The 20,795-nt window shown below is 73.1% G+C and carries 18 protein-coding genes; 2 read left to right on the forward strand and 16 right to left on the reverse strand.

Features of this window, described 5'->3' with window-relative positions; translation table 11 throughout:
* Positions 1-220: 220 nt before the first annotated feature.
* From ccsA to EV685_RS02165, 15 genes are all read right to left on the reverse strand, one after another.
* The gene (gene ccsA, locus EV685_RS21135) at positions 221-1,102 is read right to left on the reverse strand and encodes a cytochrome c biogenesis protein CcsA (protein WP_130480322.1); all 882 of its coding nucleotides are present in this window, start codon (positions 1,100-1,102) and stop codon (positions 221-223) included.
* A complete protein-coding gene (locus EV685_RS02100) occupies positions 1,099-2,175 on the reverse strand; it encodes a cytochrome c biogenesis protein ResB (RefSeq protein ID WP_130480323.1) in 1,077 nt (358 codons plus the stop codon). Before EV685_RS02100 ends, ccsA begins: the two co-directional genes overlap by 4 nt.
* Positions 2,172-4,778: a cytochrome c3 family protein gene (locus EV685_RS21140; RefSeq protein ID WP_275938332.1), complete on the reverse strand. Its 2,607-nt coding sequence runs from the start codon at positions 4,776-4,778 to the stop codon at positions 2,172-2,174. Before EV685_RS21140 ends, EV685_RS02100 begins: the two co-directional genes overlap by 4 nt.
* On the reverse strand, positions 4,775-5,938 hold the full coding sequence (locus tag EV685_RS02110) for an NHL repeat-containing protein (protein ID WP_130480324.1): 1,164 nt from the start codon (positions 5,936-5,938) through the stop codon (positions 4,775-4,777). The genes EV685_RS21140 and EV685_RS02110 overlap by 4 nt, the downstream gene beginning before the upstream one ends.
* On the reverse strand, positions 5,935-7,011 hold the full coding sequence (locus EV685_RS02115) for an NHL repeat-containing protein (RefSeq protein ID WP_130480325.1): 1,077 nt from the start codon (positions 7,009-7,011) through the stop codon (positions 5,935-5,937). Before EV685_RS02115 ends, EV685_RS02110 begins: the two co-directional genes overlap by 4 nt.
* Positions 7,011-7,415 carry a c(7)-type cytochrome triheme domain-containing protein gene (locus tag EV685_RS02120; RefSeq protein WP_242615374.1) on the reverse strand — a complete coding sequence of 135 codons (405 nt, stop codon included), beginning with the start codon at positions 7,413-7,415 and terminating at the stop codon, positions 7,011-7,013. Before EV685_RS02120 ends, EV685_RS02115 begins: the two co-directional genes overlap by 1 nt.
* Positions 7,412-8,038, reverse strand: a complete 627-nt coding sequence (locus tag EV685_RS02125; protein WP_130480326.1) for a c(7)-type cytochrome triheme domain-containing protein — start codon at positions 8,036-8,038, stop codon at positions 7,412-7,414. Before EV685_RS02125 ends, EV685_RS02120 begins: the two co-directional genes overlap by 4 nt.
* Positions 8,039-8,046: 8 nt before the next feature.
* Entirely contained in the window at positions 8,047-9,015 is a 969-nt protein-coding gene (locus tag EV685_RS02130; RefSeq protein WP_130480327.1) for a hypothetical protein, read from the reverse strand.
* Positions 9,016-9,098: 83 nt separating this feature from the next.
* Positions 9,099-10,019 (reverse strand): coiled-coil domain-containing protein, encoded by a 921-nt coding sequence (locus EV685_RS02135; RefSeq protein ID WP_130480328.1) that lies wholly within the window; start codon positions 10,017-10,019, stop codon positions 9,099-9,101.
* A complete protein-coding gene (locus EV685_RS02140) occupies positions 10,016-11,206 on the reverse strand; it encodes a c(7)-type cytochrome triheme domain-containing protein (RefSeq protein WP_130480329.1) in 1,191 nt (396 codons plus the stop codon). Before EV685_RS02140 ends, EV685_RS02135 begins: the two co-directional genes overlap by 4 nt.
* A 10-nt stretch (positions 11,207-11,216) precedes the next feature.
* Positions 11,217-11,690 carry a c(7)-type cytochrome triheme domain-containing protein gene (locus tag EV685_RS02145; protein WP_207224743.1) on the reverse strand — a complete coding sequence of 158 codons (474 nt, stop codon included), beginning with the start codon at positions 11,688-11,690 and terminating at the stop codon, positions 11,217-11,219.
* 82 nt (positions 11,691-11,772) lie between these two features.
* Complete coding sequence (locus tag EV685_RS02150; protein ID WP_130480330.1) at positions 11,773-13,911, reverse strand: porin family protein; 2,139 nt, start codon at positions 13,909-13,911, stop codon at positions 11,773-11,775.
* 40 nt (positions 13,912-13,951) lie between these two features.
* Entirely contained in the window at positions 13,952-15,022 is a 1,071-nt protein-coding gene (locus tag EV685_RS02155; RefSeq protein WP_130480331.1) for a peptidylprolyl isomerase, read from the reverse strand.
* Between the two features lie 13 nt (positions 15,023-15,035).
* Entirely contained in the window at positions 15,036-15,965 is a 930-nt protein-coding gene (locus EV685_RS02160) for a hypothetical protein (RefSeq protein ID WP_207224744.1), read from the reverse strand.
* 337 nt (positions 15,966-16,302) lie between these two features.
* Complete coding sequence (locus EV685_RS02165; protein WP_242615375.1) at positions 16,303-17,475, reverse strand: 6-bladed beta-propeller; 1,173 nt, start codon at positions 17,473-17,475, stop codon at positions 16,303-16,305.
* Between the two features lie 55 nt (positions 17,476-17,530).
* On the opposite strand from EV685_RS02165, the gene EV685_RS02170 reads away from it, so the two are divergent.
* Both EV685_RS02170 and EV685_RS02175 read left to right on the forward strand, forming a co-directional pair.
* Positions 17,531-18,478, forward strand: a complete 948-nt coding sequence (locus EV685_RS02170; protein ID WP_207224745.1) for a c-type cytochrome — start codon at positions 17,531-17,533, stop codon at positions 18,476-18,478.
* On the forward strand, positions 18,475-19,608 hold the full coding sequence (locus EV685_RS02175; protein ID WP_242615376.1) for a c-type cytochrome: 1,134 nt from the start codon (positions 18,475-18,477) through the stop codon (positions 19,606-19,608). The genes EV685_RS02170 and EV685_RS02175 overlap by 4 nt, the downstream gene beginning before the upstream one ends.
* Here the strand turns inward: EV685_RS02175 and EV685_RS02180 are convergent.
* Positions 19,566-20,792, reverse strand: a complete 1,227-nt coding sequence (locus EV685_RS02180; protein WP_130480334.1) for a sensor histidine kinase — start codon at positions 20,790-20,792, stop codon at positions 19,566-19,568. The two genes, EV685_RS02175 and EV685_RS02180, sit on opposite strands and share 43 nt — an antisense overlap.
* Positions 20,793-20,795 lie beyond the last annotated feature (3 nt).

Consider the following 20,795-nt stretch of genomic DNA (forward strand, 5'->3'; position numbering starts at 1 on the left):
ACCCACAGTCGGGAATCGGCTTCCCGGAAACGGGAAGAAACAGGACGCGCTTCCCGACTGTGGGCAGGACCCGCGCCGGCTCAAGCGGACCGATCAGGCCCGCGCCCAGCATGCCGCGACGGCCCGGACCGGCGCAGCACGGCGAGCCGGCGGTCAGGTGGGACGGCGAGTGGGGGCCGCATGGGTTCTGGTGACGTTTTTCGGGTGATCTTCAGCGCACTCAGATCGCCCCTTGGTGCGGCGTCGTCGAGACGAAGGGCACGCCGAAGAAGGTCAGGAAGGCGAGCACGAAGACCGTGATCAGGCAGAGCGAGAAGCGCACGGGTGACGGCCGAAAGGTGACGCGGGCGTGCAGCGTGGCGGCCAGTGCGAGCCAGGTCAGGAAGGCCCAGGTCTCCAGCGGGTCCCAGCCCCAGTAGCGGCCCCAGGCGTCCTGGGCCCAGACGGCGCCGACGATCAGCATGGCGCCCTCGAAGACGAAGGCGAAGGCGGCGTAGCGGTGGGCCAGCGCGTCGCAGCGGCGGTCATCGGGCAATGACATGCCCAGACGCCGGCCGATCGGCGTGAGCCGCAGCAGCGGCACGGCCGACCAGGCCAGCGCCGTCAGCAGCAGGCCCAGGAACAGCTTGCCGACCAGCGTGTGCAGGTAGAGCAGCACGGTCGCGTAGGTGGGCGGCAGGTGGCCGGGGCGGGCATCGGCCATCAGCAGCCAGCCCGCCAGCAGGGCCAGCACCGGCAGCACCACCAGCCAGAGCCGGCGCAGCGGCGGCAGGGCCCAGGCCGACACGCCATAGACCAGCGACAGGCTCCAGAGGTTGCTGCTGAGGATCTCGTGCATGGTCGTGAACGGCCCATGCCCCAGCGTGACCCAGCGCAGGCCGAGCGACACGGTGTGCACGGCCACGGCCAGCGTCGCCAGGCCCAGGCTCCAGCGCGTCCAGTCCGGCCGCCGCGACCCACCCGCAACCGCCAGGAGCGACCACAGGCCCGGCACGGCCGACAGCGCATACAGCAGCAGCGCCGCATGCAGCCAGGGCTGGTCGATCAGGCTCGGCGACAGCGGCGCCAAAATGGCTAGAGGGGCCGACAGGTCCGTGTTCATCGGGCCTCCAGCGCGCCGGCATCAACCGCGCGGGCCGGGCTGGCGCCACGCGAGGGCGCTGCCGTGAACTGCCGTGCGTAGTGCCAGCCCAGCGCGACGACCGCCAGCATGGCCAGACCCAGCAGCCAGAGCAGACTGAGGTCGTAGCTGACGCGGTAGCCCATCCAGGTGCGCAGCTCCAGGTAGTCCAGCCGTCCCCCGGGCAGGTCGAGCGAGCCGCCCGGCGCGAGCGTCAGGCGCTGTTCGACCGCCCCGCCGTTGCCACCGTGGCGGATCACCAGCGTGCGGTCTTCGGGCAGGCGGAAGCGGCCGGCGCGGTCCGGGTCGATCAGGGACGGGTCGACCGGCAGTTGCAGCCACAGGGCCGGACCGCCGGGTGGCTGCCAGTCCAGCGACTGCTGCAGCGCATGGGCCGGGTAGCTTGGCAGGTGCAAAGCGCCGATCGCCGCCTCGCCGCCGGCCGGTGTCCAGCGCAGCAGCGGCGCGTAGCCCTTGTTGGGGCTGGTGTAGATGCGGTAGCCGCGCAGCACCAGTGGGTGGTGGTCGCCGATCACCGCATCCTGCGGCTGGCCGTCGGCATCGGTCCAGTGCACGCGGTTGCGGGTCGGACCGCGCTTGAGGCCGGGCGCGTAGTCGATCTCGAAGCCGCTGTGCACGAAGCTCAGCTGACCGAGCCGGTCGGGGTGCCAGCGGCCGGCCACGCCGTCCATCAGCACGCCGTCCCAGGGCACCCCCTCGGTCAGCTCGAAGCGGCCGTCCAGCGCGGTCATGCGACCCAGACCGCTGGCCAGCACCAGCCCGAGCAGCGCCAGGTGGAAGACCAGCAGCGGCACGCGCCGCCGCAGCGACGGGTGGACGACCAGCGCGACCAGCAGGTTCAGCGCCAGGAACAGCAGCGCCACGATCAGGCCGACGCCCAGCCAGTCGCTGCGGAAACGCCCGATCAGCACGGCCACGCCGAGCAGCGCCATGCCCGCCAGCGCCGTGCGCAGCGAGCCGAAATGGGCCAGCCAGGCCGGCGGCGTGGGTGGAGACGTGGGCGGGGACGTGGGGCTGGACGATGGCGGGTTCATGGCGGGTTGCTGCAGACGTCCTTCATCCAGTCCTTGCCGCTCAGTGCGGCGTTGCCATTGGTGCCGAAGGTGGTGGCCGACGCCGCCGAGCCGCAGTTGCTGTCGGTCCAGTTGCCGCTGGTGGCAAAGGTGCGGACCTTGAGCTTGGCGTTCAGGTAGTAGGGCTCCTGGTTGTAGGCCTGGCCGGGCGCGTTCTCGCGCCATTCTTCGTTGCCGGCCCGACCGGCCTCGGGGCCGACGTCGTTGAGGTTGACCAGCAGGCCCTTGTTCTTCCAGCCGTGTGGCACCGCGACATGGCACCAGTTGCAGCGGATGCGGCCGATCTTCTCGGTGTGGAAGGCGTGCAGGTTGCCCTTGTCGGTGTTGGAGAAGCCGGTCTGCCCGGCGCCGGCACCGGCATAGGTGGACTCGTTGTGGCACTTGAAGCACAGCGCATTGGCCGCGCCGCCGCTGCCGACGTTGCTGTTCCAGACGCCCTTGAGCAAGAAGGCGTTGGACGAGCCGTGTGGCCCCCAGGCCGAGCCGTCCTCGCCGCCGTTGGGCACGACGGTGGTGGGTGCCGTGCTGCTGCCGTGGCAGTCGCTGCAGTACATGGTCTGGCTGCCGATGGCATTGCCCCACGGCGCGCGGAAGGCCGCCGCGTTGGCGCCGCTGCGGCCGGTGCCGTCCATCACCGGATGCCAGGAGCGGTGGTTGTTGGTGGCGAAGTTGGCACCCGCGCCGGAGTTGGCCGAGGTGGTGTCGCCCTTGTGCGTGAGCGGCGCCTGGAACTCGCGCGCCTGGTTGGTGTAGACCGTCAGGTTGTTGGTGCCCGGCGGCGTGCCGCCCGGATGGCCCAGCGCCGGCCGGCTGCCGAGCGGGTGGGCGTTGTTGTCCGGGTAGGCGTGGTCCGAGTGGCACTTCAGGCAGACCTGGTACTCGCGGGTCACATAGGGCGCGGTGACGGCGGTGTCCACGCTGTTGCCCGGGTCGCCGCGCTTGACGGTGTAGCCGCTGGGCAGTTGCTGGAAGGAGGTCGAGCCATAGACCGGTTCGACGCCAAAGGTGCCGCGCAGCGCGCCCGAGGCGAGGTTGGTGTGGGTGTAGCCGGGTGCCTCGTCGTGGCGGTGGGTGGCGGCCGCATCGGGCGGGCCGGCCAGGCCGCCGGCACCGCCGGTGAACAGGCGCGCCTTGATCAGGCGATGCGGGTTGTGGCAGTCGGTGCACTCGGCGTGGCGACGGGCCAGCCGGGCGCGCGACTCGATGAAGTCGGCGCCGCAGCGGTTGGCCGGGCCGGTGCAGTCCACGCCCGGGTCGATGAAGCTGCCGCCGATGTCGTGGACCTCCTCGCCCGCGTTGCCCTGGTCGGCGCTGGTGATGGGCATGCGGATGGGCGCGCTGAAATCGGTCTCGATGTCGGGCACCTGCAGGCCGTTGTTCAGCACCGAGCGGGCGGTGCTGGTGTGGCACTGGAAGCAGGTCTGTTCCTGGGCCGGGTTGCCGCCTTGGCGGGCGGCCAGCAGGTTGGCGGCCGGACGCGGCGCGTCGGTGCCTTCGCGGGTCAGCCGGCGCGCGCCGGGCACCGTGTGGGTGTCGTGGCAGTTCAGACAGCCGGCCTTCCAGACCGGCAAGGCCAGCGGGAACTCGCGCAGCGTGGCCGCCGCGTCGCGGTAGGTCTCGTCGGCGACATCCGGCCGGGCGTGGGCCGAATAGGCCCAGCTGCCCGAGGCCAGGTTCTTGTCGTGGCAGCCCAGGCAGACCATGTCGGTGGCCGGGTTGTGCGCTGCCGACGGTGCGGCCTCCTGGAAGCGCTGGCCACGCAGGAATTTCTGGTTGCCGCGCGCGCTGTCGAGCTCGCGGATGTGCGGGTCGTGGCAGGTCGCGCACTGCACCTGGCCGGCGCCGTTGACGCCGGTGGGCTGCAGCGGCAGTTGCGGCTTGTAGCCCGGTGCGCGCACGCCCACCACGCTGCCGCTGCCGCCGGGCCAGCGCTGCTGGGCGTCGACGCCGCGCAGCTCGCCGTCGCGCTGGGCCAGCGCGCTGTTGAAGGTCAGCGAGATCGGGTGGTCGTTGCGCAGGTCGGTGCCGAGGTTGCGGGTGAAGCCGCTGGCGGTGCCCTCGCCCACCGGCATGGTGCCGCCCGGGCCGGTGCCCACCATCGGGATCGAGGCCCCCGCCAGGCCGTTGAGCACGTTGACGTTGCCCAGCGCCAGCGTGCCGTCGTGGCAGGACAGGCAGAGCTTGCTGCTGCCACCGGGCAGGCCGCTGAAGCCGTCGACGATGGCCTGGGCGTCGAGCGACTCGGACGCATAGGGCGTGTAGGTCGAGCCGGCCGGCACGCGCCGGTTCCACAGCGGCGAGCGCAGCGCCGCGCCGCCGTCGTCGGTCTGGCTGGCGCCGTGCGGGGTGTGGCAGAAGACGCAGACCTGGTCGGTGCCGCCGGAGCCCGCATGGGCCGCGCCGGGCCCGTCGACCGACAGGTTGTGGCGCGTGCCCCGCACGTCCGAGACCCGTTGCGCACGGGGCGCGTCGACGCTCGCGACGGCCAGCAGCAGCGCCACGGCGGCACTGGCCAGCAGCAGCACGGCACGGCGGTTCGGCAAGACGGCGGCGAGCAGGGTCACGGCAGGCGCACGCGCGGGGGCGCGCTCACTTCTGGGGTCGGACGCAGGCGCGCCAACCGGGCGTTGAACATGTCGGCGACCAGCACATCGCCGTCGGGCGCCACCCACACGCCCGAGGGCAGCAGGAAGCGGGCCACCGGCGGCATGGCCGCCGAGGCCGGGCCGATCGGCAGCAGCAGCTGGCCGTCGGCGTCGTAGACCAGCACGGTGTCGTGGTAGGACTCGACCACATGCACGCGCCCGGCCCGGTCGACCGCCACGCCCTTGGGCCGCACCAGCTGGCCGAGCACGACGCCGCGCGAGCCGATCTGCCGCAGCGGTTGGCCATCGGCCGCGCGCAGCACCTGTACGCGGGCGTTGAGGCTGTCGGTGACATAGAGCAGGCCGTCCGCCAGCGCCAAGTGGGTCGGCGCGTTGTAGCGGCCAGGCGCACTGCCCGGCCCGCCGAGCGTCGCTTCGAGCTGGCCAGCCGCATCGAAGACCTTGATGTCGTGGGCGCGGGTGTCGGCGACATAGAGCCGGCCGCTCGCCCGATCGCGCGCCAGGCCGGTCGGGCGCTGCAGCACGCCACGGCCGATCTGGCCACGCGGCTCGCCCTGCGGGTCGAGCCGGACGACCCAGCCGAGTTCGGCATCGGCGACATCCAGGCCGCCGTCCGGCGTCGGCGCCAGGCCCACCGGCGAGACCCAGTTCAGACCCGGGCCGGCGCGCTCCCACAGCGCCAGCGTGCCGCCGGCCAGGTCGAAGACAAAAATCGCGCGCCGCCCGGCATCGCTGACGAAGACCCGGCCACCGCCCGGCGCGCCGTCGCCGCTGACGGCGCTCGGGCGCTGCAGTTGCAGCGGCGCCTCGTCGGCGCCGTCCAGCCCGGCGATCCAGCGACCCACGCGCCGCCACACGCTGGCGCTGCCGGCCGACTCAGGCCGGTGCAGCTCGGGCTCGCCGGTCAGGTGGCCGGCCCAGGCGTAACGGGGCGGCTCGGGTGCCGCCGGCCAGACCAGCGCGGGCGCGGCGGGGCCGGCATCCTCGGTGCCCAGCGCCCCGTCCATGGCGTAGCGCCAGGTGCCACGCACGGGCTCGCTGGCGCAACCGGCCAGGCCGATCCAGACGCTGGCTGCCAGCATGGCCAGCAGGCGCGGAAGGCGTCGCCACAAGCTCATTGCGTGAGCCCCTCACCGACGCGGCCTTCGCGCACCCGGAACAGCTGCACCACGCCACCCACCCGGTCGGCCACCGCCAGCCAGCCGTCGTCGAGCGCGAGGGCGGCCGGCTGCATCACCCGCAGGTCGGCGGGCAACAGGCGCAGCGCGGGCTGGCCGGGCACGAAGAACACGACCGAGCCGTCCTGCCCATCGAGCACCGCGACCCGGCCACGCACATCGGCGGCCAGCGCCACCGGCTGTCGCAGCTCGCCCGCGCCGATCAGGCCCAGCGGGCGCCCATCGCCGAGGGCGAACACGCGGATGCGCGCCTGCCGGCGGTCGAGCAGGTAGACGCGGTCGAGGCTGGCGGCGATGGCGTCAGCGCCCCCTTCGCCGGTTGTGCCGAGCGGCTCGGCCAGCGTCGCACCGCGCCACTCGGCCCAGCGACCCGATGCGTCGTCGGCCACCACGACGCGGTTGGCGACACCCGCCAGCGCGAAGCCGACCGGCGAGGTCAGGTCCGCCAATGACACGCGCCGGATCAACTGCCCGCCCGGCGTGAGCTGGAGCAGCTCCCGGCTCGGCCCGTCGAGCGCCCACAGGCTGGCGTCCGAACCCAGCGCCAGCACCGTGCGCGGCGAGATGGCCAGGCCGGCGATCGGCGGCAGCACGGTCCAGGCCGGCGCACTGGCCACCGCCGAGGCCTGGGGGATGCGGATCAGGCGGCCCAGCCCGGCATCAGCCACCACCAGTTCACCGGCGCGCAAGGCCAGCGCCACCGGGCCGACCAGCCGGATCGGCGCCCCGCCCATCGGCGCCGGCAGGCCGGGCAGGCCCGGCAGGCCCGGCAATGTGGGCACCCCGAAGGCGCCACCGGGCAAGGCCAGCTGGCCGCTGCCGATGGTGCGCCAGTGCTGCAGCACGGCAGGCCCGGGCGGGCGCGGCGGCGGCGCATCGTCGGGCCGGGTCGGCGGGCCGGAACAGCCGGTCAACACGGGGCCCGCCCCGATCGCGGCGAGCGCCGCCAGGCCCGCGATCCAGCGGCGGCGCGTCGTGTCGCCGGTCATGCGAGGCAAGTCTTCAGAGGCCATCACCATCTCCCCGGCCCTGACGTCTGTGCGCCGCCCTGGATGCCGCTGGACAGGCCCTTCAACCCCGAGTGGCAGAGGTCGCAGCGGTCGGGGCCCCAGGCGACCTGGCCGTTGTGGCAAGCGCCGCAGAACTTGCCGTCGACGATGTCGTTCATGCGCACGGCGTTGGCGCCGGCCCGCATCTCGAAGCCGAGTTCCTGGTGACAGACCTTGCAGCGGAATCGGATGCGGTGGAACCAGTGCGGAAAGACCACCGGCCGCACGCCCTCGGCGTCCGAACGCTGGTTGATGACGACGTCGCCGTATTCGGCCCGCGCCGCTGACGGCAGCACGGCCAGCCACAACGCCATCAGCCCGAGCAACAGGGGCCAGGTGAGTGGCAGCCATCCGGACATGCGACTCATGGCCGGCCCTCCACCACCGGCCGCACCGGGCCGACATCGGGCCGGCCGCGCAAGGCGCTGTTGGGCACGCTGTGGCAGCGGTTGCATTCGGTCAGCGGGAAGGACACCGCGCCGTGGCAGACGCCGCACTGCTCGCCGTCGAGGATGCGCTGCATGCTGTAGCGGTTGGCGCCGGCCTGCTGCTTGAACAGGCCGTCGTGGCAGTTGGCGCAGTCCAGCCAGAGCGTGTGCTGGCGGTGCGGGAACAGCACCGCCGGCATCGAGCCGTACTTGCTGATGATGATGTCCTGGTCGCGCACCCGCACCGGCGTGGCCGCGCTCAGGTTGGCACGCGGCTGGATCACGCCCTGGTCGAGCGCCTGGACCCAGCGCACCTGGTTGCCGGCCGTGTCACGCGGCAAGGTCGACAGCGCCTCGGCCGGTTGCTGCAGCAGCCCGAGGGCCGGGTTGGCCGGGTCATGCAGGCCGTCGTCGGCCAGCGCCGTCCACGGCGACGCCGGCCGGGGCGCGGACGCCGGCACCGCCGCCGCCCGGACCGCCGGGGTCTGGGGCTGGACCGGCAGCGGCACGAAGCCCAGACACACGGCCAGGGCGACGGTGCAGGTCAGCCACGTCGGTGCCATGGCGGGTCTCATCCGGGGATGTAGATGCCGCCGGCGCGGATGGCGCGGACCAGTTCGCGGGTCGCGTTCTCCAGCGTCCGGATCGCCGCCGGGTGATCGCCGGCCTTGGCCTGCGCCTCGGCCTCGGCGCGCAAGGCAGCGGCCTTGTCGACGTAGGGCTGCATGACCGGCGGCATCGCGGCCGACGGGGTGCCCTGGGCGTCCTTGCGGTCGGCCAGCAGCACGGTGATCAGCATCCGGTGGGTGTCGTTGCGGTCGATCTCGTAGTCGTATTCCTCGCGCGGTGTGGCGAAGTTCAGCGAGCGCACCAGCGTGTCGCCGCGCCGCAGCGACTCGATCGACACCCGCGCCGTCAGGTAGGCCCGGTCCAGCAGCGGACGGGCCTCGTCGATGCGGCCTTGCCGCGCCAGCGCCTGGGCCTCGGCCAGCCGGCGTTCGATCTCGCGGGTCGCGTCGCGGGCCTCGCGGGTGATCGGGCGGCTGGTTGCCGACGGTGCGCTGGCGGCCTTCTCGTCGGTGATGCGCTGCTGCGCGGCCAGCAGCGCGCGGGTGCTGTCCAGCCGGGCGTCGAAGTCGCGCCGGGCCTTCTCGCCGGCCACCTGTTCGGGCCTGGCCAGACGCACCCCGGCCATCATTTCGCGGGCCGCCTCGTCAAGCAGCCGGGCGGCGCGTTCGACCTCGCCGGCATCGAGCGCCTGGCCCGCCTCGCGGTGGATCAGCCGGGCGTCGTCGCGCCGCTCGCGCGCGGCGGCATCGCCGCTGCGGTCGATCTGCTGGGCCGCCGACGAGCGCTCGATCAGGATGCCGATGGACTGCAGCCGACGCGCCAGCATGACGGGATCGTGCGGCTGGGCCGAACGCGGGGGTGGGGGCGCTGATGCGGTCGCGGCGGCCGGTGCGGCCGGCGGGCTCGCCGATTGCGCCTGTGCGGGCAGGCCCGCCACGGTCAGCATCGACAGCGCCATGGCAAGTGCCATGACAGCCACGACAGGCCCGACGTGAACAACGCGGGCAACGCGAACAACGCGAACAAAACAGACATCAGCGAAGGTTGTGGCCTTCATGGCGAGATCCCGGTGGGCGCGGGTGTGGCCAACCCGGCGGTGGACAGGGCGCGCTGGATCTGCAGCACGGCAAGGCGCAGGTCGGCCAGGGCCTGGTCAAGGTCGCCGGCCTGGTGGCGCTGCTGGGCCTGACCCAGCAGCGCCGATGCGGCGGCGCCATAGCGTTCGACCAGCGCCAGCGCGGCCGGCGCCGGCTTGAGGTCGCGCACGGCCAGTGGCACCAGATCGGCCAGCGCGTGGTACTGGGTCAGCGCCAGCGTCCAGGCTTCCGCCGGGGTGCCGGCGCGCTGGGTGTAGTCGAGCGTGGCGTTCTGCACGCCCCGGTAGTAGCCGGCCAGCAGCAGCTTCTCGGCCCGCGACAGCGTGGCGATGGCCTCCTCGTGGCGGCCTTGCGAGCCTTGCTGGCGGGCGCCCGCCAGCAGGTCGGCGGCGCTGGCCAGGTCGGCGCTGTCCTGGGCCGACAGATCGGCCTGGCGACCACGCCAGGCGTCCACCAGCCGCTCGGTGCTGGCCTGCAGCTCGGCATGGCGACGCTGCAACTGGGCCTGTCGCGCGGCATGGTCGGGCACCAGGCGGCGGGCGCTGCCGAGGTGCTTGAGGGCGTCGTCGATGGCCTTGCGGGCGGCCGCCAGCTCGCCGCGGGCGAGCAGTTCGGCGGCCTGGGCGTGGTGGGCCCGGCCTTCCTCCAGGTGGGCGCGGGCCTCGGCATGGCCGCTGGCGACGATGCGCTGGGCGGTGGGCGAATCGGCGATCAGCATCGCCGCCAGGCGCAGCTTCTGCTCCAGCTGGGCACGCTGCGCGGCGTCTTCCTGGGCCTGAGCCGGCAACACGCCAGAGGCGGCCAGCAGGCAGGCCGCCGCCATGCGCTGCCAGCCCCAGCCGCTGCGGGGTCGATGCGGTCGCGCCGTCTGCCTCAAGGCTTGCGCTCCACGGCGGCAGCGCTGGCGGCGGCCGGCTCGGTCTTCTTCTTGGAGTGGCAGAGCCGGCATTCGGACACCGGGAAGGCCACCTTGCCGTGGCAGACGCCGCACTTCTGGCCCAGCAGGATGGCGGCCATGCTGATCTGGTTGGCGCCCTTCTGCGGCACGAAGATGGCCGGGTGGCAGTTCGAGCAGTCCAGCCATTCGGTGTGCTGCTTGTGTGGGTAGACCACGTCGGGCATCGAGCCCTTGACCTCGCGCACGATGTTCAGGTCCATCACGACCGCGTTGGCGGTCGGGTCGAGCCGGTCCCAGCGCGGCGCGATGGTCTTGCCGTCCAGCGCCTTGACCCAGTCGACGTGGTTGCCGGCCGGGCTCTTGGGCAAGTCGGCGAAGGCGGTGGCCGGCGGCTGCAGCTGCAGCGTCATGTCGTTGGCCGGGTCGTGGATGCCGGAGTCGACCGCCGGCCGGTTGTGCCGAGCCGCTGGCTTGAGCAGGCGGTTGAAGGCATTGACCTCGCGCGATGGCGTCGGCGTGGGCACCACCGCCCGGGTGGCCGGCGGCGCGGCGGGCGGCTCGGTGCTGGCCGGCGCGGCAGCCGTGGTCACGGCCGTTGCGGCGGCGGGTGCCGCTGCAGGCGCTGCGGTCGTTGCTGCGGCCGCAACAGCCGTCGTTGCCGCGCCAGGTGCCACGGCAGCTGCAGCGGTCGCCGCCGCCGCGCTCATCTTGGCGACCGGGCTTGCCGCTGGCTTGGCCGCTGCAGCCGCTGCAGCCGCTGCAGCCGCTGTGGCCGGCTTGGCCGCCGCCGCATCGGCCGGCTGGGTGCCGCCGCTCATCATGTAGCCGATGACGGCCTTGAGCTGCTCGGCCGACAGGTCGGGTCGGCCGCCCTTCGGTGGCATGCCCTTGGCGGTGCCGGCGGTGGCGCTCTTGACCAGGGCGTCGATGCCGGCCTTGGCGCGGGGCCCCCAGTCGGCGGCGTTGCCGAACTTGGGCGCGTTGAGCACACCGCTGGCGTGGCAGCCGGCGCAGATGCCGTCGTAGACCTGCTTGGCGAAGGCGCGATCGGGCGCCTGGGCGAGCGCCGCGCCGGACCACAGGGTCAGGGCGGCCGCAGCGGCGACGGCCCAGCGGAGACGGCCCGTGTGCGGGGCGCGGGAGGCGGGAGTGAGGTGGGCTTGCATCGCGGTCGACCTAGCGTTTGTTGGCCGGAGCGGCCGGGGCGGCGGGTGCCGCAGGCAGCGCGGCCGATGCCGCCGACGACGGCAGGTGCACGCCGAAGCGCTGCAGAGTGCTCTCGTGCACCTGGGTCGGCGTGCCGGGCTTGCCGGCATGGCAGAGGTTGCAGTTCTCGGCCGACCAGGCCACCTCGCCGTTGTGGCAGGCGCCGCAGTACTGGCCGTCGATGATCTTGAGCATGTTGATCTGGTTGCCGCCCGCCTTGAACTGGAAGCCCAGGTCGGCATGGCAGACCTTGCAGCGAAAGCGCACCCGGTGGAACCAGTGCGGAAACACCACCGGGCGCATGCCGGCCGCGTCCGAGTAGTTGTTGATGACGATGTCGCCGTACTCGGCCCGGGCCGGGCCGGCCGCGCCCAGCCACAGCGTCAGCAGGGCCAGCGCGAGCCATCGCAGCAGGCGCAAGGGGCTGGGTCGGTGTGGTGTCAAGGAAGCTCTCCTGCGGTTCGGGTGGGGTGGGTGATCAAGGTTCGGGTGACGTTCGGGTGACGTTCGTTCGACGTTCGTGCGGTCAGAACCGCCGCAGCGCCCGCGCGCCGATCAGGCCGACCGGCCGGCCGTCGACCCGCGCGGCTCGTGCCAGCAGGCGCAGTTCGAGCTGGCCGATGCTGTGGTCCAGCCGGTTCTCGACCGAGGCGGTGACACGTTCATGCAGCGCGTCGATGTCGCCGGTCGAGCGGCTCTCGAAGGCCTGGCTGTTGACGGTCAGCGTGGCCGTGTAGCGCAGCCGGGGCACGTCGGCCACGCGCAGGTGCTCATAGCTCAGCGAGCCGCTGTAGAAGGGGAGCCAGCCCGGTCCGCCCAGCCGCGTCTGGCCGGTGAAGACATCGAGCTGCTGGGTGTCGCTGCGGCTGCCCTGGGCGGTCAGGTTGCCGTTCCAGCTGCTGTGGCGGCTCAGGCCGGTGCGGCGGCTGAGCTGCAGGTTGACGAGCTGGAAGCGTCCGCCTGTCGATCCGAGGCCCGGCGCGCCACCGCCCAGCGTGCGCGAGTCGCTGTAGGACGCGCTGGCATAGCCGTAGGACGCCGTGCTGCCCTCGCCGCTCAGGCCGCCCTGCCACGCCAGCCCGAGCGTGTGGGCCAGCGCCCGCACGGTGCCGGCGACCTGGCTGTCGTGCAGTGCGCCGAGGCTCTGGCCCAGCTGCAGCGACAGGCTGCCGCCGTCGTCGCCCAGCCAGTCGCGGCCCAGGCCGTGGTTGAGCTGCAGGCCCTGGGTCAGGCGTCGACCGGCCGGTGCCGCCCCCGAGGGCGTGGCGACCACGCCGCTGCTGCGGCTGGCACCCAGGCTGGCCGACACGCCCGGCGTGTAGCGCCAGGCCGCGCCGCCTTGGGCGTTGCCCAGCAACACGCCGACCGGCGCCCAGGCCAGCGTCAGGTTGCCGGTCTGCACGGTGCTTGCCGCCGTCGCGGTCGACGGGGTCAACGCCGCCGAACCGCCGGCCTCGGTCTCGATGCGGGTGCCCGACCAGCCGCCCGACAGGCGCCAGGCTGGCGACAGCTCGCGCGACGCACCGAGCGCGACATTGGCCGCCCGCAGGCCGGTGCGGCTGCGGCTGGACAGGCCGGCATTGAGGCTGTCGGTGCCGGTGTCGGCCTCGATCAGCCGGACGCTGCCGGTCAGCTGCAGCGGCGAGCGCAGCGGCTCGCCGTCGCTGCGGTCGGACGCCGGGCGCCAACTGGCGAAGCTGGCGATCTGGCGGATATCCGTCTCGCTGTCCTGCCGGTTGCCCAGCAGGCCGGCGTGCAGGCGCACCTCGTTCCAGGTCGCCAGCGTGTCGAGCTGGACATCGCCAACCGGCTGCCAGGCATGGCGGGCGCTGAGGTTGGCGTAGCGGCTGCGGTTCTCGCTGTCGCTGCGCTGGTTGCGGCTGAGCTGGCCGCTCCATTCGAAGCGGTGGTCATCGCGCTGCTGCAGCGCCTGGGCACGCAGGCTGTCGACCCGGTCGGCGACGCCCGCTAGCGTGCCGGTGAGCGACTCCAGCGTGCTGTGTTCAAGGTTGATCGCATAGCTGTCGGTGCCGTTGAGCTGCCGCCAGCTCTGGTCGACGATGAGCCGGCGCAGCCGGTAGTCGCTGCCGACATGGTCGCCACGCACCCGGCTGTCGCTGACGTCCGCGCGCAGCTCGAACGGGAAGCGGCTCTGCGGGAAGACCGACACCGCCACATGGCCGGTGCCGCCTCGGCTGGTCGACGTCGTCGAGCTGTCCACCTGGCGCGAGACGTCGCGTGCCACCAGCGCGCCGAAGCCGCCCCGCAGCTGCACAAACCAAGGCTCCCACAGGTGGGTGGACCACTGCAGTTCGGCATAGCTCAGGCCCTGGGTGTTGCGGCGGCCGTCTTCCAGGCGCTGGCGACGCAGGTCGAGCGAGACGCTGCCGCCCAGCCGCACCGGCGCGAAGCCCCAGACGATGCCGTTGCCGGCCGGCGCCACGCCCGCAGGGTCGGCCACGCCGGGTGAGCCGTTCTCCAGCGCGTCGGCGGCGGCCGCGTCGACGGCACCGATCACCGGCCCCGGCGCGAACGCCGCTGCCTGCACGCCGCCGGCACGCAGCATCAGCAGCGACAGCAGGGTGACCGCCGCCGCGATCGGCAAGCGGCGCACGGCACCGCGCCCGCGCCGTCCGGGCACGCTGCAGGATGAGCCCCGGTGCATCGCTGCCATCCGTGACACCGGGTTGCGGCCGGACCGGCGCTCAGCCGGCCCGCGCCTTCGTGTCCTGGGCCGGCAACGGCGCATAGACGCTTTCGTCGATCTGGACCGGCGTGGCCGCCCGCAGGCGCTCGATCAGCGCGAGCCAGTCGGCCTCGCCCTGGTCACGCAGCCACAGGTCGACCGCCCGGCCACGCACCTCGGCGAGCGGCCGCTCGCGCGCCGCGCGGCGATCGTCCAGGCGCAGCAGCGCCACGCCTTCGAGCACCTGCACCGGCGCCGACAGCTGGCCCGGCTGCAGGCCGTCGACGACGCCGTGCAGCGCCTCGGGCAGCATGCCCCGGTGTATGTAGTCCAGCCGGCCACCGGCGGCGGCGGAGGCATCGGCCGACTGCAGCCGCGCGGTCTCGGCAAAGTCGGCACCGGCCTGCAGGCGGGTGTGCAGGGTGCGGGCCTCGGCATGGGCGGCATCCCAGACGGCCTGCTTCGAACTGGGTTCGACCTTCAGCAAGATCACGCTCAGGCGCACCTGCTCGGGCTCGGTGAAGCGCTCGCGGTGGCGGGCATGCCAGGCCGCAAGCGTGGCCTCGTCGGGCGCGTCCGGGCGGCGCACCTCGGCCTGCAGGCGGCCGATCAGCGAGTCGCCCTCGAACTGGGTCCGCCACGCCGACAGCATGCGCTCGCGGTGGCTGGCATCCAGGCCGGCGGCCTGGCTCAGTCGCTGAGCCTGCGGGGCAAGCTGGGCCTCGACCCGGGCGGCATCGGGCGTCAGGCCGCGTCGACGGGCTTCGGCCAGCAGCAGCACCCGGTCGACCAGGGCCTGGCCGATCTCGCGCTGGAAGGCCGCCACCTCGGCCTCGGGCGGCTGGGCGTGGTAGTACTTCTGGCGCATCGCCACGCCCAGCGCGCGGCGGTAGTCGCCGCGGGTCAGCACCTGCTCGCCGATGCGGGCGAAGGGCAAGCCATCGGCGGCGGCGGCGGCGGTGGCGGTGGCAGCGGCGGAGGGTGCCGGCAAGGCCTGCGCGCCTGCCAGCAGCGGCAGACACAGCAGGACGGCTTGCAGGCCGGCCCGCAGCGTCCGCCTGGCCCGCAGGCCGCTGGGTCGTCGTGTCATGCCGCCAGCCCCGTCACTTCACGTGGCAGGTCGTGCAGACCGCGCTGGAGGCGTTGGAGATGCGCAGGAAGGTCTCGCCCGCGACCTGGCCGGTGCCGGCCGGGCCGCTCTGGCCGCTGGAGACGTGCGGGTCGTGGCAGCTGGCGCATTCGACCAGCGGGCCCAGGCCGCCGGTGGCGCGCTGGTAGAGCGGCAGGTCGGTGCGCTGCTTGCCGGCACCGCCGGTGTCGACCCAGAAGACCTGGTTGCCATTGATGGACTGGGTCTGCGGCTGGCGGAAGTCGCCGTCGTTGCAGGTGCCCGAGACCGTGGTGCCGCTGCCGGTCAGGCCGCCGCCGCAGTACTGGATGCCGATCGGGTGGTCGTTGGACAGGTCGGTGCCCAGCAGGCCGGGGCCGCCGCTGATGCGGCCGGTGGCGCTGACGCTGCTGCCGGTCCAGGTGTAGGCCCGGCCGTCGACGCCACCGCCGTCGGCCACGAAGCCGCCGGAGCCGGGTGCGTTGATGACGTTGTCCATCGCCTGCGTGCCGTCGTGGCAGGACAGGCAGGCCATCGAGATGGAGCCGACCGGCGCGACCGTGCCGTCCAGCGAGGGCGTCTGCAGCGTGTCGTAGGTGGTGTAGGCCCCACCACCGGCCGGCGCACCGCCCGCGCCCAGGCGCTTGTTCCACAGCGGCGCGGGCGCGTTGACGTCCGCGCCGTGCGGGGTGTGGCAGAACACGCAGACCTCGGCCGTGTCGGACGTGCTGTTGCGACCCGCCAGACCCGGTCCGGAGCCCAGGTTGTGACGGGTGTCGGCGATGCCGGCCGACACGCTGTCGGCTTGCATCACCCCGGTGGCCAGCACCAGCAAGGCGCCGACCGCGACGAGCAGGCGACGCCAGGCCGGCACGCTGCCGGCACGATCGTCGTGAACCTGGGGACGGTTGAGTAGTCTTTGCATTCCATGCCTCCGCACGGCGCGTCGCGGACCTCGCCCGTTCGAGGCGATCCCAGCCCGCGACATGAGGCCTGTTTCTGCACCTTCTGTGCCATTCGTCACGCGACCCCGTCAGGTCCGCGCCACCCGTGTGACCCGACGTGTCTTGTGTTGCAGTGCGGCGAAGACCCCATGCGGACGAGTTGTGACATGGGCTTTTTGACTCGCCCGAAGCCCCAAACGGTGCCCCGGATGGGTCTGCGCTCTGCGGTGTGCAAGGCCGGGAATGCCGAGCCGCAAGCTCCCGCAATCAGGAAGCGGGCTTCCCGAGATCGGGAACCGGCGCGGGCGACGCAGGGCCTCAGCGCGGCCGTGCCGGACCGGCCAGCAGCCCGGCCCCGGCGGCCAGGGCGGCCGGCCGGTAGACGTCGATCTTGCGGAACCACTGGTCGACCAGCACGACCCGGCCGTCCTCGTCGACCGCGATGCCCGAGGGCAGCATGTAGCGCGCCGGCGCGTCGCGCTCGGAGCGTTCGCCCACGAACAACAGCAGCGCGCCGTCGGGGTCGAAGATCTGGAAGTTGCCGAAGGCGGTGTCGACCACGTAGACATTGCCGTCGCGGTCGGTGGCGATCTCCTTGGGCCGGGCGAACTGGCCGTACTGCTTGCCCACGCTGCCGAAGTGCCGCAGGTAGCGGCCTTGCGCGTCGAACACCACGACCCGGAAGTTGCCGCCGTCGACCACATAGAGCCGGCCATCGCGGCCGATGGCGATGTCGCGCGGCAGGTTGAACTCGCCTTCGCCGCTGCCGCGCCGGCCGATGTCCTGCAGGTGCGCGCCGCTGCGGGCGTCGAACACGCGGACCCGGTGCAGCTCGCTGCCGACACCGCCGATGTCCACCGCATAGACCCGCTCGCCGGCCGCATCGACCGTCACGCTGGTCAGGCGCGAGAACCACCCGGCCCCGCCGATGCGGCGCAGGAAGCGCCGGTCCGGGCCATAGACCTGGATGGTGCGGGTGCCGATGTCGGCGACATAGAGCCGCCCGGCCGCATCGACGTCCAGCCCGATCGGCTTGACGAGCTGGCCTTCGCCGTCCTCCTCGCCGATGCGGTGGTGCTGGCCGGCGCCGACGTCGAACACACGCACATGCCGCGCGACCGTGTCGGAGACATAGATGCGCCCGCGCCAGACCGCCACCGCATAGGGCTTGGCCAGCGGCTCGCCCACGACCTGCTCGCCGGTCACGAAGCGGCGCAGCTCGCTGGCCTGGCTGCCGGGCAGGATGTCGGCGCTGGAGCGGATGCTGCGTTCGAAGTGGAAGCGCGGCTCGTCCGGTGCAGGCGGGAAGACCGGCAGCGTCGCCGGCCCGGCCGCGACCGGCGCCTTCGGCGGCAACATGCAACCCGCCAGCGGGGCCACGGCGCCCAAGGCCAGCGCGTGGCCGAGCGTCGTCAGACAGGTCCGGCGGCTGCTTGCCGGCCAGCGTGTGTGCGGGGTCTTGATCTGCGTCATCAAGACGACAACATGCACGCCATGTGCCAATGTCTCCGGGGTGCCAGCCAAGGTGTTGGCCAAAACCCGCCACATGGCAGGCAACTTGCTCGACACGGCGCGTGCCGACCGCCCGACCCCACCGCATCCGATGAACCTGCCGACACATGTTTGCCGCCTGGCCGCCGGCCTGCTGACCGTGGTCCTGGCACTGGGCGCGCCGGAGCCGGCCGCCGCGCAGCCGACCGGGGCGGCGCTGGCCCCAGCCAACGGCGGCGACCGCGGCGAGCGGCGCCACAGCGGCGCGGACGGCGCGGTGCTCTACCACCACTACTGCTCGGTCTGCCACGGCGACCAGGGCAACGGCCGCAGCCGCGCCACCGCCGCGCTGTCGACGCCGCCGCGCGACTTCACCTCGGCCGCCTCGCGCCGCGACCTCGACCGCGCGCGCATCGTGCGCTCGGTCACCTTCGGCGTCCCTGGCACGGCCATGGTCGGCTGGCGCACCCAGCTGTCGGCCGCCGACATCGATGCGCTGGCCGAACACCTGCGCGTCAACTTCCTTGAACCCCGGCCGGCACCCGCAGCGGCCCATGGCGGCATGGGGACCGGCACCGGCACCGGCACAGGCACCGGCACCAGCCCGAACGCGATATCCGGCACCCGGGCCCACGGCGGCCATGCCGCCCCCGGTGCCTTGCCGGCCGGTGCCGCGCCAAGGCCCTATCCCGACGGCCTGCAAGGCGATGCCAGCCGGGGCGCCGCCTACTACCGGCTCAACTGCGTCGCCTGCCACGGCGAACGTGGCGACGGGCAAGGCCCACGGGCCTACTTCATCCGCCCGGTGCCGCGCGACTTCGTCAACCTGCCCGATGCCGCGAGTTGGGACCGCGCCCGGGTCTGGCAGGCCATCGCCGACGGCCGGCTGGGCACCGAGATGCCGGCCTGGCGGCAGGTGCTGGACGCCCAGCAGATCGCCGACCTGGCCGAACATGTGCTGACGCGCTACATCCAGGCACCGCGCCGGCCGGTCACGCCGTGAGCGTCGGCCATGTCCTGGCCCGCCGGTCCGCACTGTGGCTGGCCTGGCTGAACGCCCACACCGTTGTGACGGTCCTCACCGTCGTCACCACCCTCACCACCTTCACCGCCCTGCCCGCCCAGGCGCTCGAACCGGACCCGGCCGCCGAGGCCCGCCACGAGCGCGGCCGGCGACTCTACGACGGTCTGTGCTACTTCTGCCACGGCTATGCCGGCGACGCCCGTACGCTGGCGGCGACGCTGCTCAGCCCGCCACCGCGCGACTTCACCGCCACGCCCGATCTGGACGCTGCCCGCATCGTCACAGCCCTGCGCGAAGGCCGGCCCGGCACCGCGATGACCGCCTTCACCAGCCGGCTGGATGCCGACGGCATGGCCGTGCTGGCCGACTATGTGGTGCGCGAGTTCGTCCAGCAGCGCGCCCGGCGGTCGCGCTATCACAGCGCCGAGAACGGCTGGCCCGCGCACGACCGCCATGCCGCCGCCTACCCGTTTGCCGATGGCCGCATCGGCCTGGACGTGCCGGTCGACACGCTCGATGACAGCCAGCGCGCCGGCCGCAGCCTGTTCCTGTCGGCCTGCATCAGCTGCCACGACCGCAGCCGCCAGGACGACCCCGGCCCGGTCTGGCAGTCCCGCCCGCTGTCCTATCCGCGCCCGGGTTTTGCCCCGGGCCAACATGCGATCGGGCCGGACTCGCCGGCCGCCCGCGAGGTTGACGCCATCAGCGCCGCGAGCGCCTACGCCCGCCACGACCGCGCCCCGGACATCCCCGGCCTGAGCCGCCGCGAACGGGCCGGCGAGGCCCTGTTCCAGGCCAACTGCGCCTTCTGCCACGGCGCCGATGCGACCGGCCGCAACTGGATCGGCCAGTTCATCGAGCCCCCCGCCCGCGACCTGACCACCCTGAGCGCCAGCGCCCGCACGCCCCGCCACCTGCGCGCGGTCATCCGCGCGGGCCTGCCGGGCACCTCGATGCCCGCCTGGCGTTCGGTCCTGTCGGAGCGGCAAGTCAACGATCTGGTCGCCTACCTGCGTCGCCGGCTGGCCTGCGCCAGCAGCAGCCAAGGCGCAAGCACAGCCGGCGCTCAGTCCTGCAGCGGCAGCCTGAGCGTGAAGGTGCTGCCCTGACCCAGGACGCTGTGGATCGACAGGCGACCGCCATGCAGTTCGACGATCTGCTGGACGATGCTGATGCCCAGACCGGTGCCGGGGGTCTGGCCGGACTTGTCGGCGCGGAAGAAACGTTCGCCAACGCGGGCCTTTTCCTCGTCGCTCAGGCCGATGCCGGCATCGCTGACCGCGATGGCGACCCAGGGGCCGCCGCTGGTGTCGCGGTCGTTCCAGACGGTGACGCGCACCGGACTGCCGGGCGGCGAGTACTTGTAGGCGTTGGACAGCAGGTTGCCCAAGGCCTGTTCGAGCTTGGCCGCATCGGCGCGCACCCGCATCGGTTCATGCTGCGGGCGTTCGAGCCGGAAGGCCTCGCGGCCCGGCGGCGCGGCGTGCTGGTGCTTCAGGTGTTCCAGCCAGCGGCCGATCTCCAGCGGCTCGAAGGCGAAGTCCAGCCCACCGCCGGACTCGATGCGGGCGAGGTCGAGCAACTCGTTGAGGATGCGCACCATCACGCCCGACTGGCGGTGGATGCGTTCCAGCATGTCGCGTTGCTTGGCCGGTGACAGCTCGCGGGTGAGCATCAGCTCGACAAACCCGTAGATGCTGGCCATGGGCGTGCGCAGCTCGTGCGCGGCCATGGCGAGGAACTCGGACTTGAGGCGGTCGACCTGCGCCTCGGCGGTGATGTCGCGCAGTTGCAGCACCTGCGACCAGGCGGCGTCAAAGCCGCGGTACAGGCGCAGCCGCAGCGTGCGTTCCTGTGGGCGCAGCAACTGCAGCACGTCGCGGCCGGCGCGGTCGGCCGGCCCGGCGGTGCTGATCTCGCGCAGGTCCTCCAGGCTGTGAACCATCGAGGGCGGCGCACAACGGGCGTTCAGGCGGTATAGGAAGACCACCTCCTCCAGGCCCTGCAAGGCGTCGGCCGGCAGGCCGGTGAAGGCACAGAAGGCGGCATTGACACGGCGCACGCGGCCGTGCTCGTCGAACAGCACGAGGCCGTCGGGGCTGAGGGCGAAGACGGCCTCGAACTGGTCCCGGTGGACGCTGGCCTGCAGCGTGAGCTGCTCGAAGCGCGTCAGGATCGCGTCGACCGGCGGCTGGTCCGGCAACAGCGCCGGCAGGTCGAGCGGCCCGCCGATGTCCTCGATCTGCAGCCTCAGGGCCTCGATCGCGTCGGTCGGCGGGGTGACGTTCGGCATGGT

It is taken from the genome of Sphaerotilus mobilis, from assembly GCF_004216565.1.
Lineage (GTDB): Bacteria > Pseudomonadota > Gammaproteobacteria > Burkholderiales > Burkholderiaceae_C > Sphaerotilus > Sphaerotilus mobilis.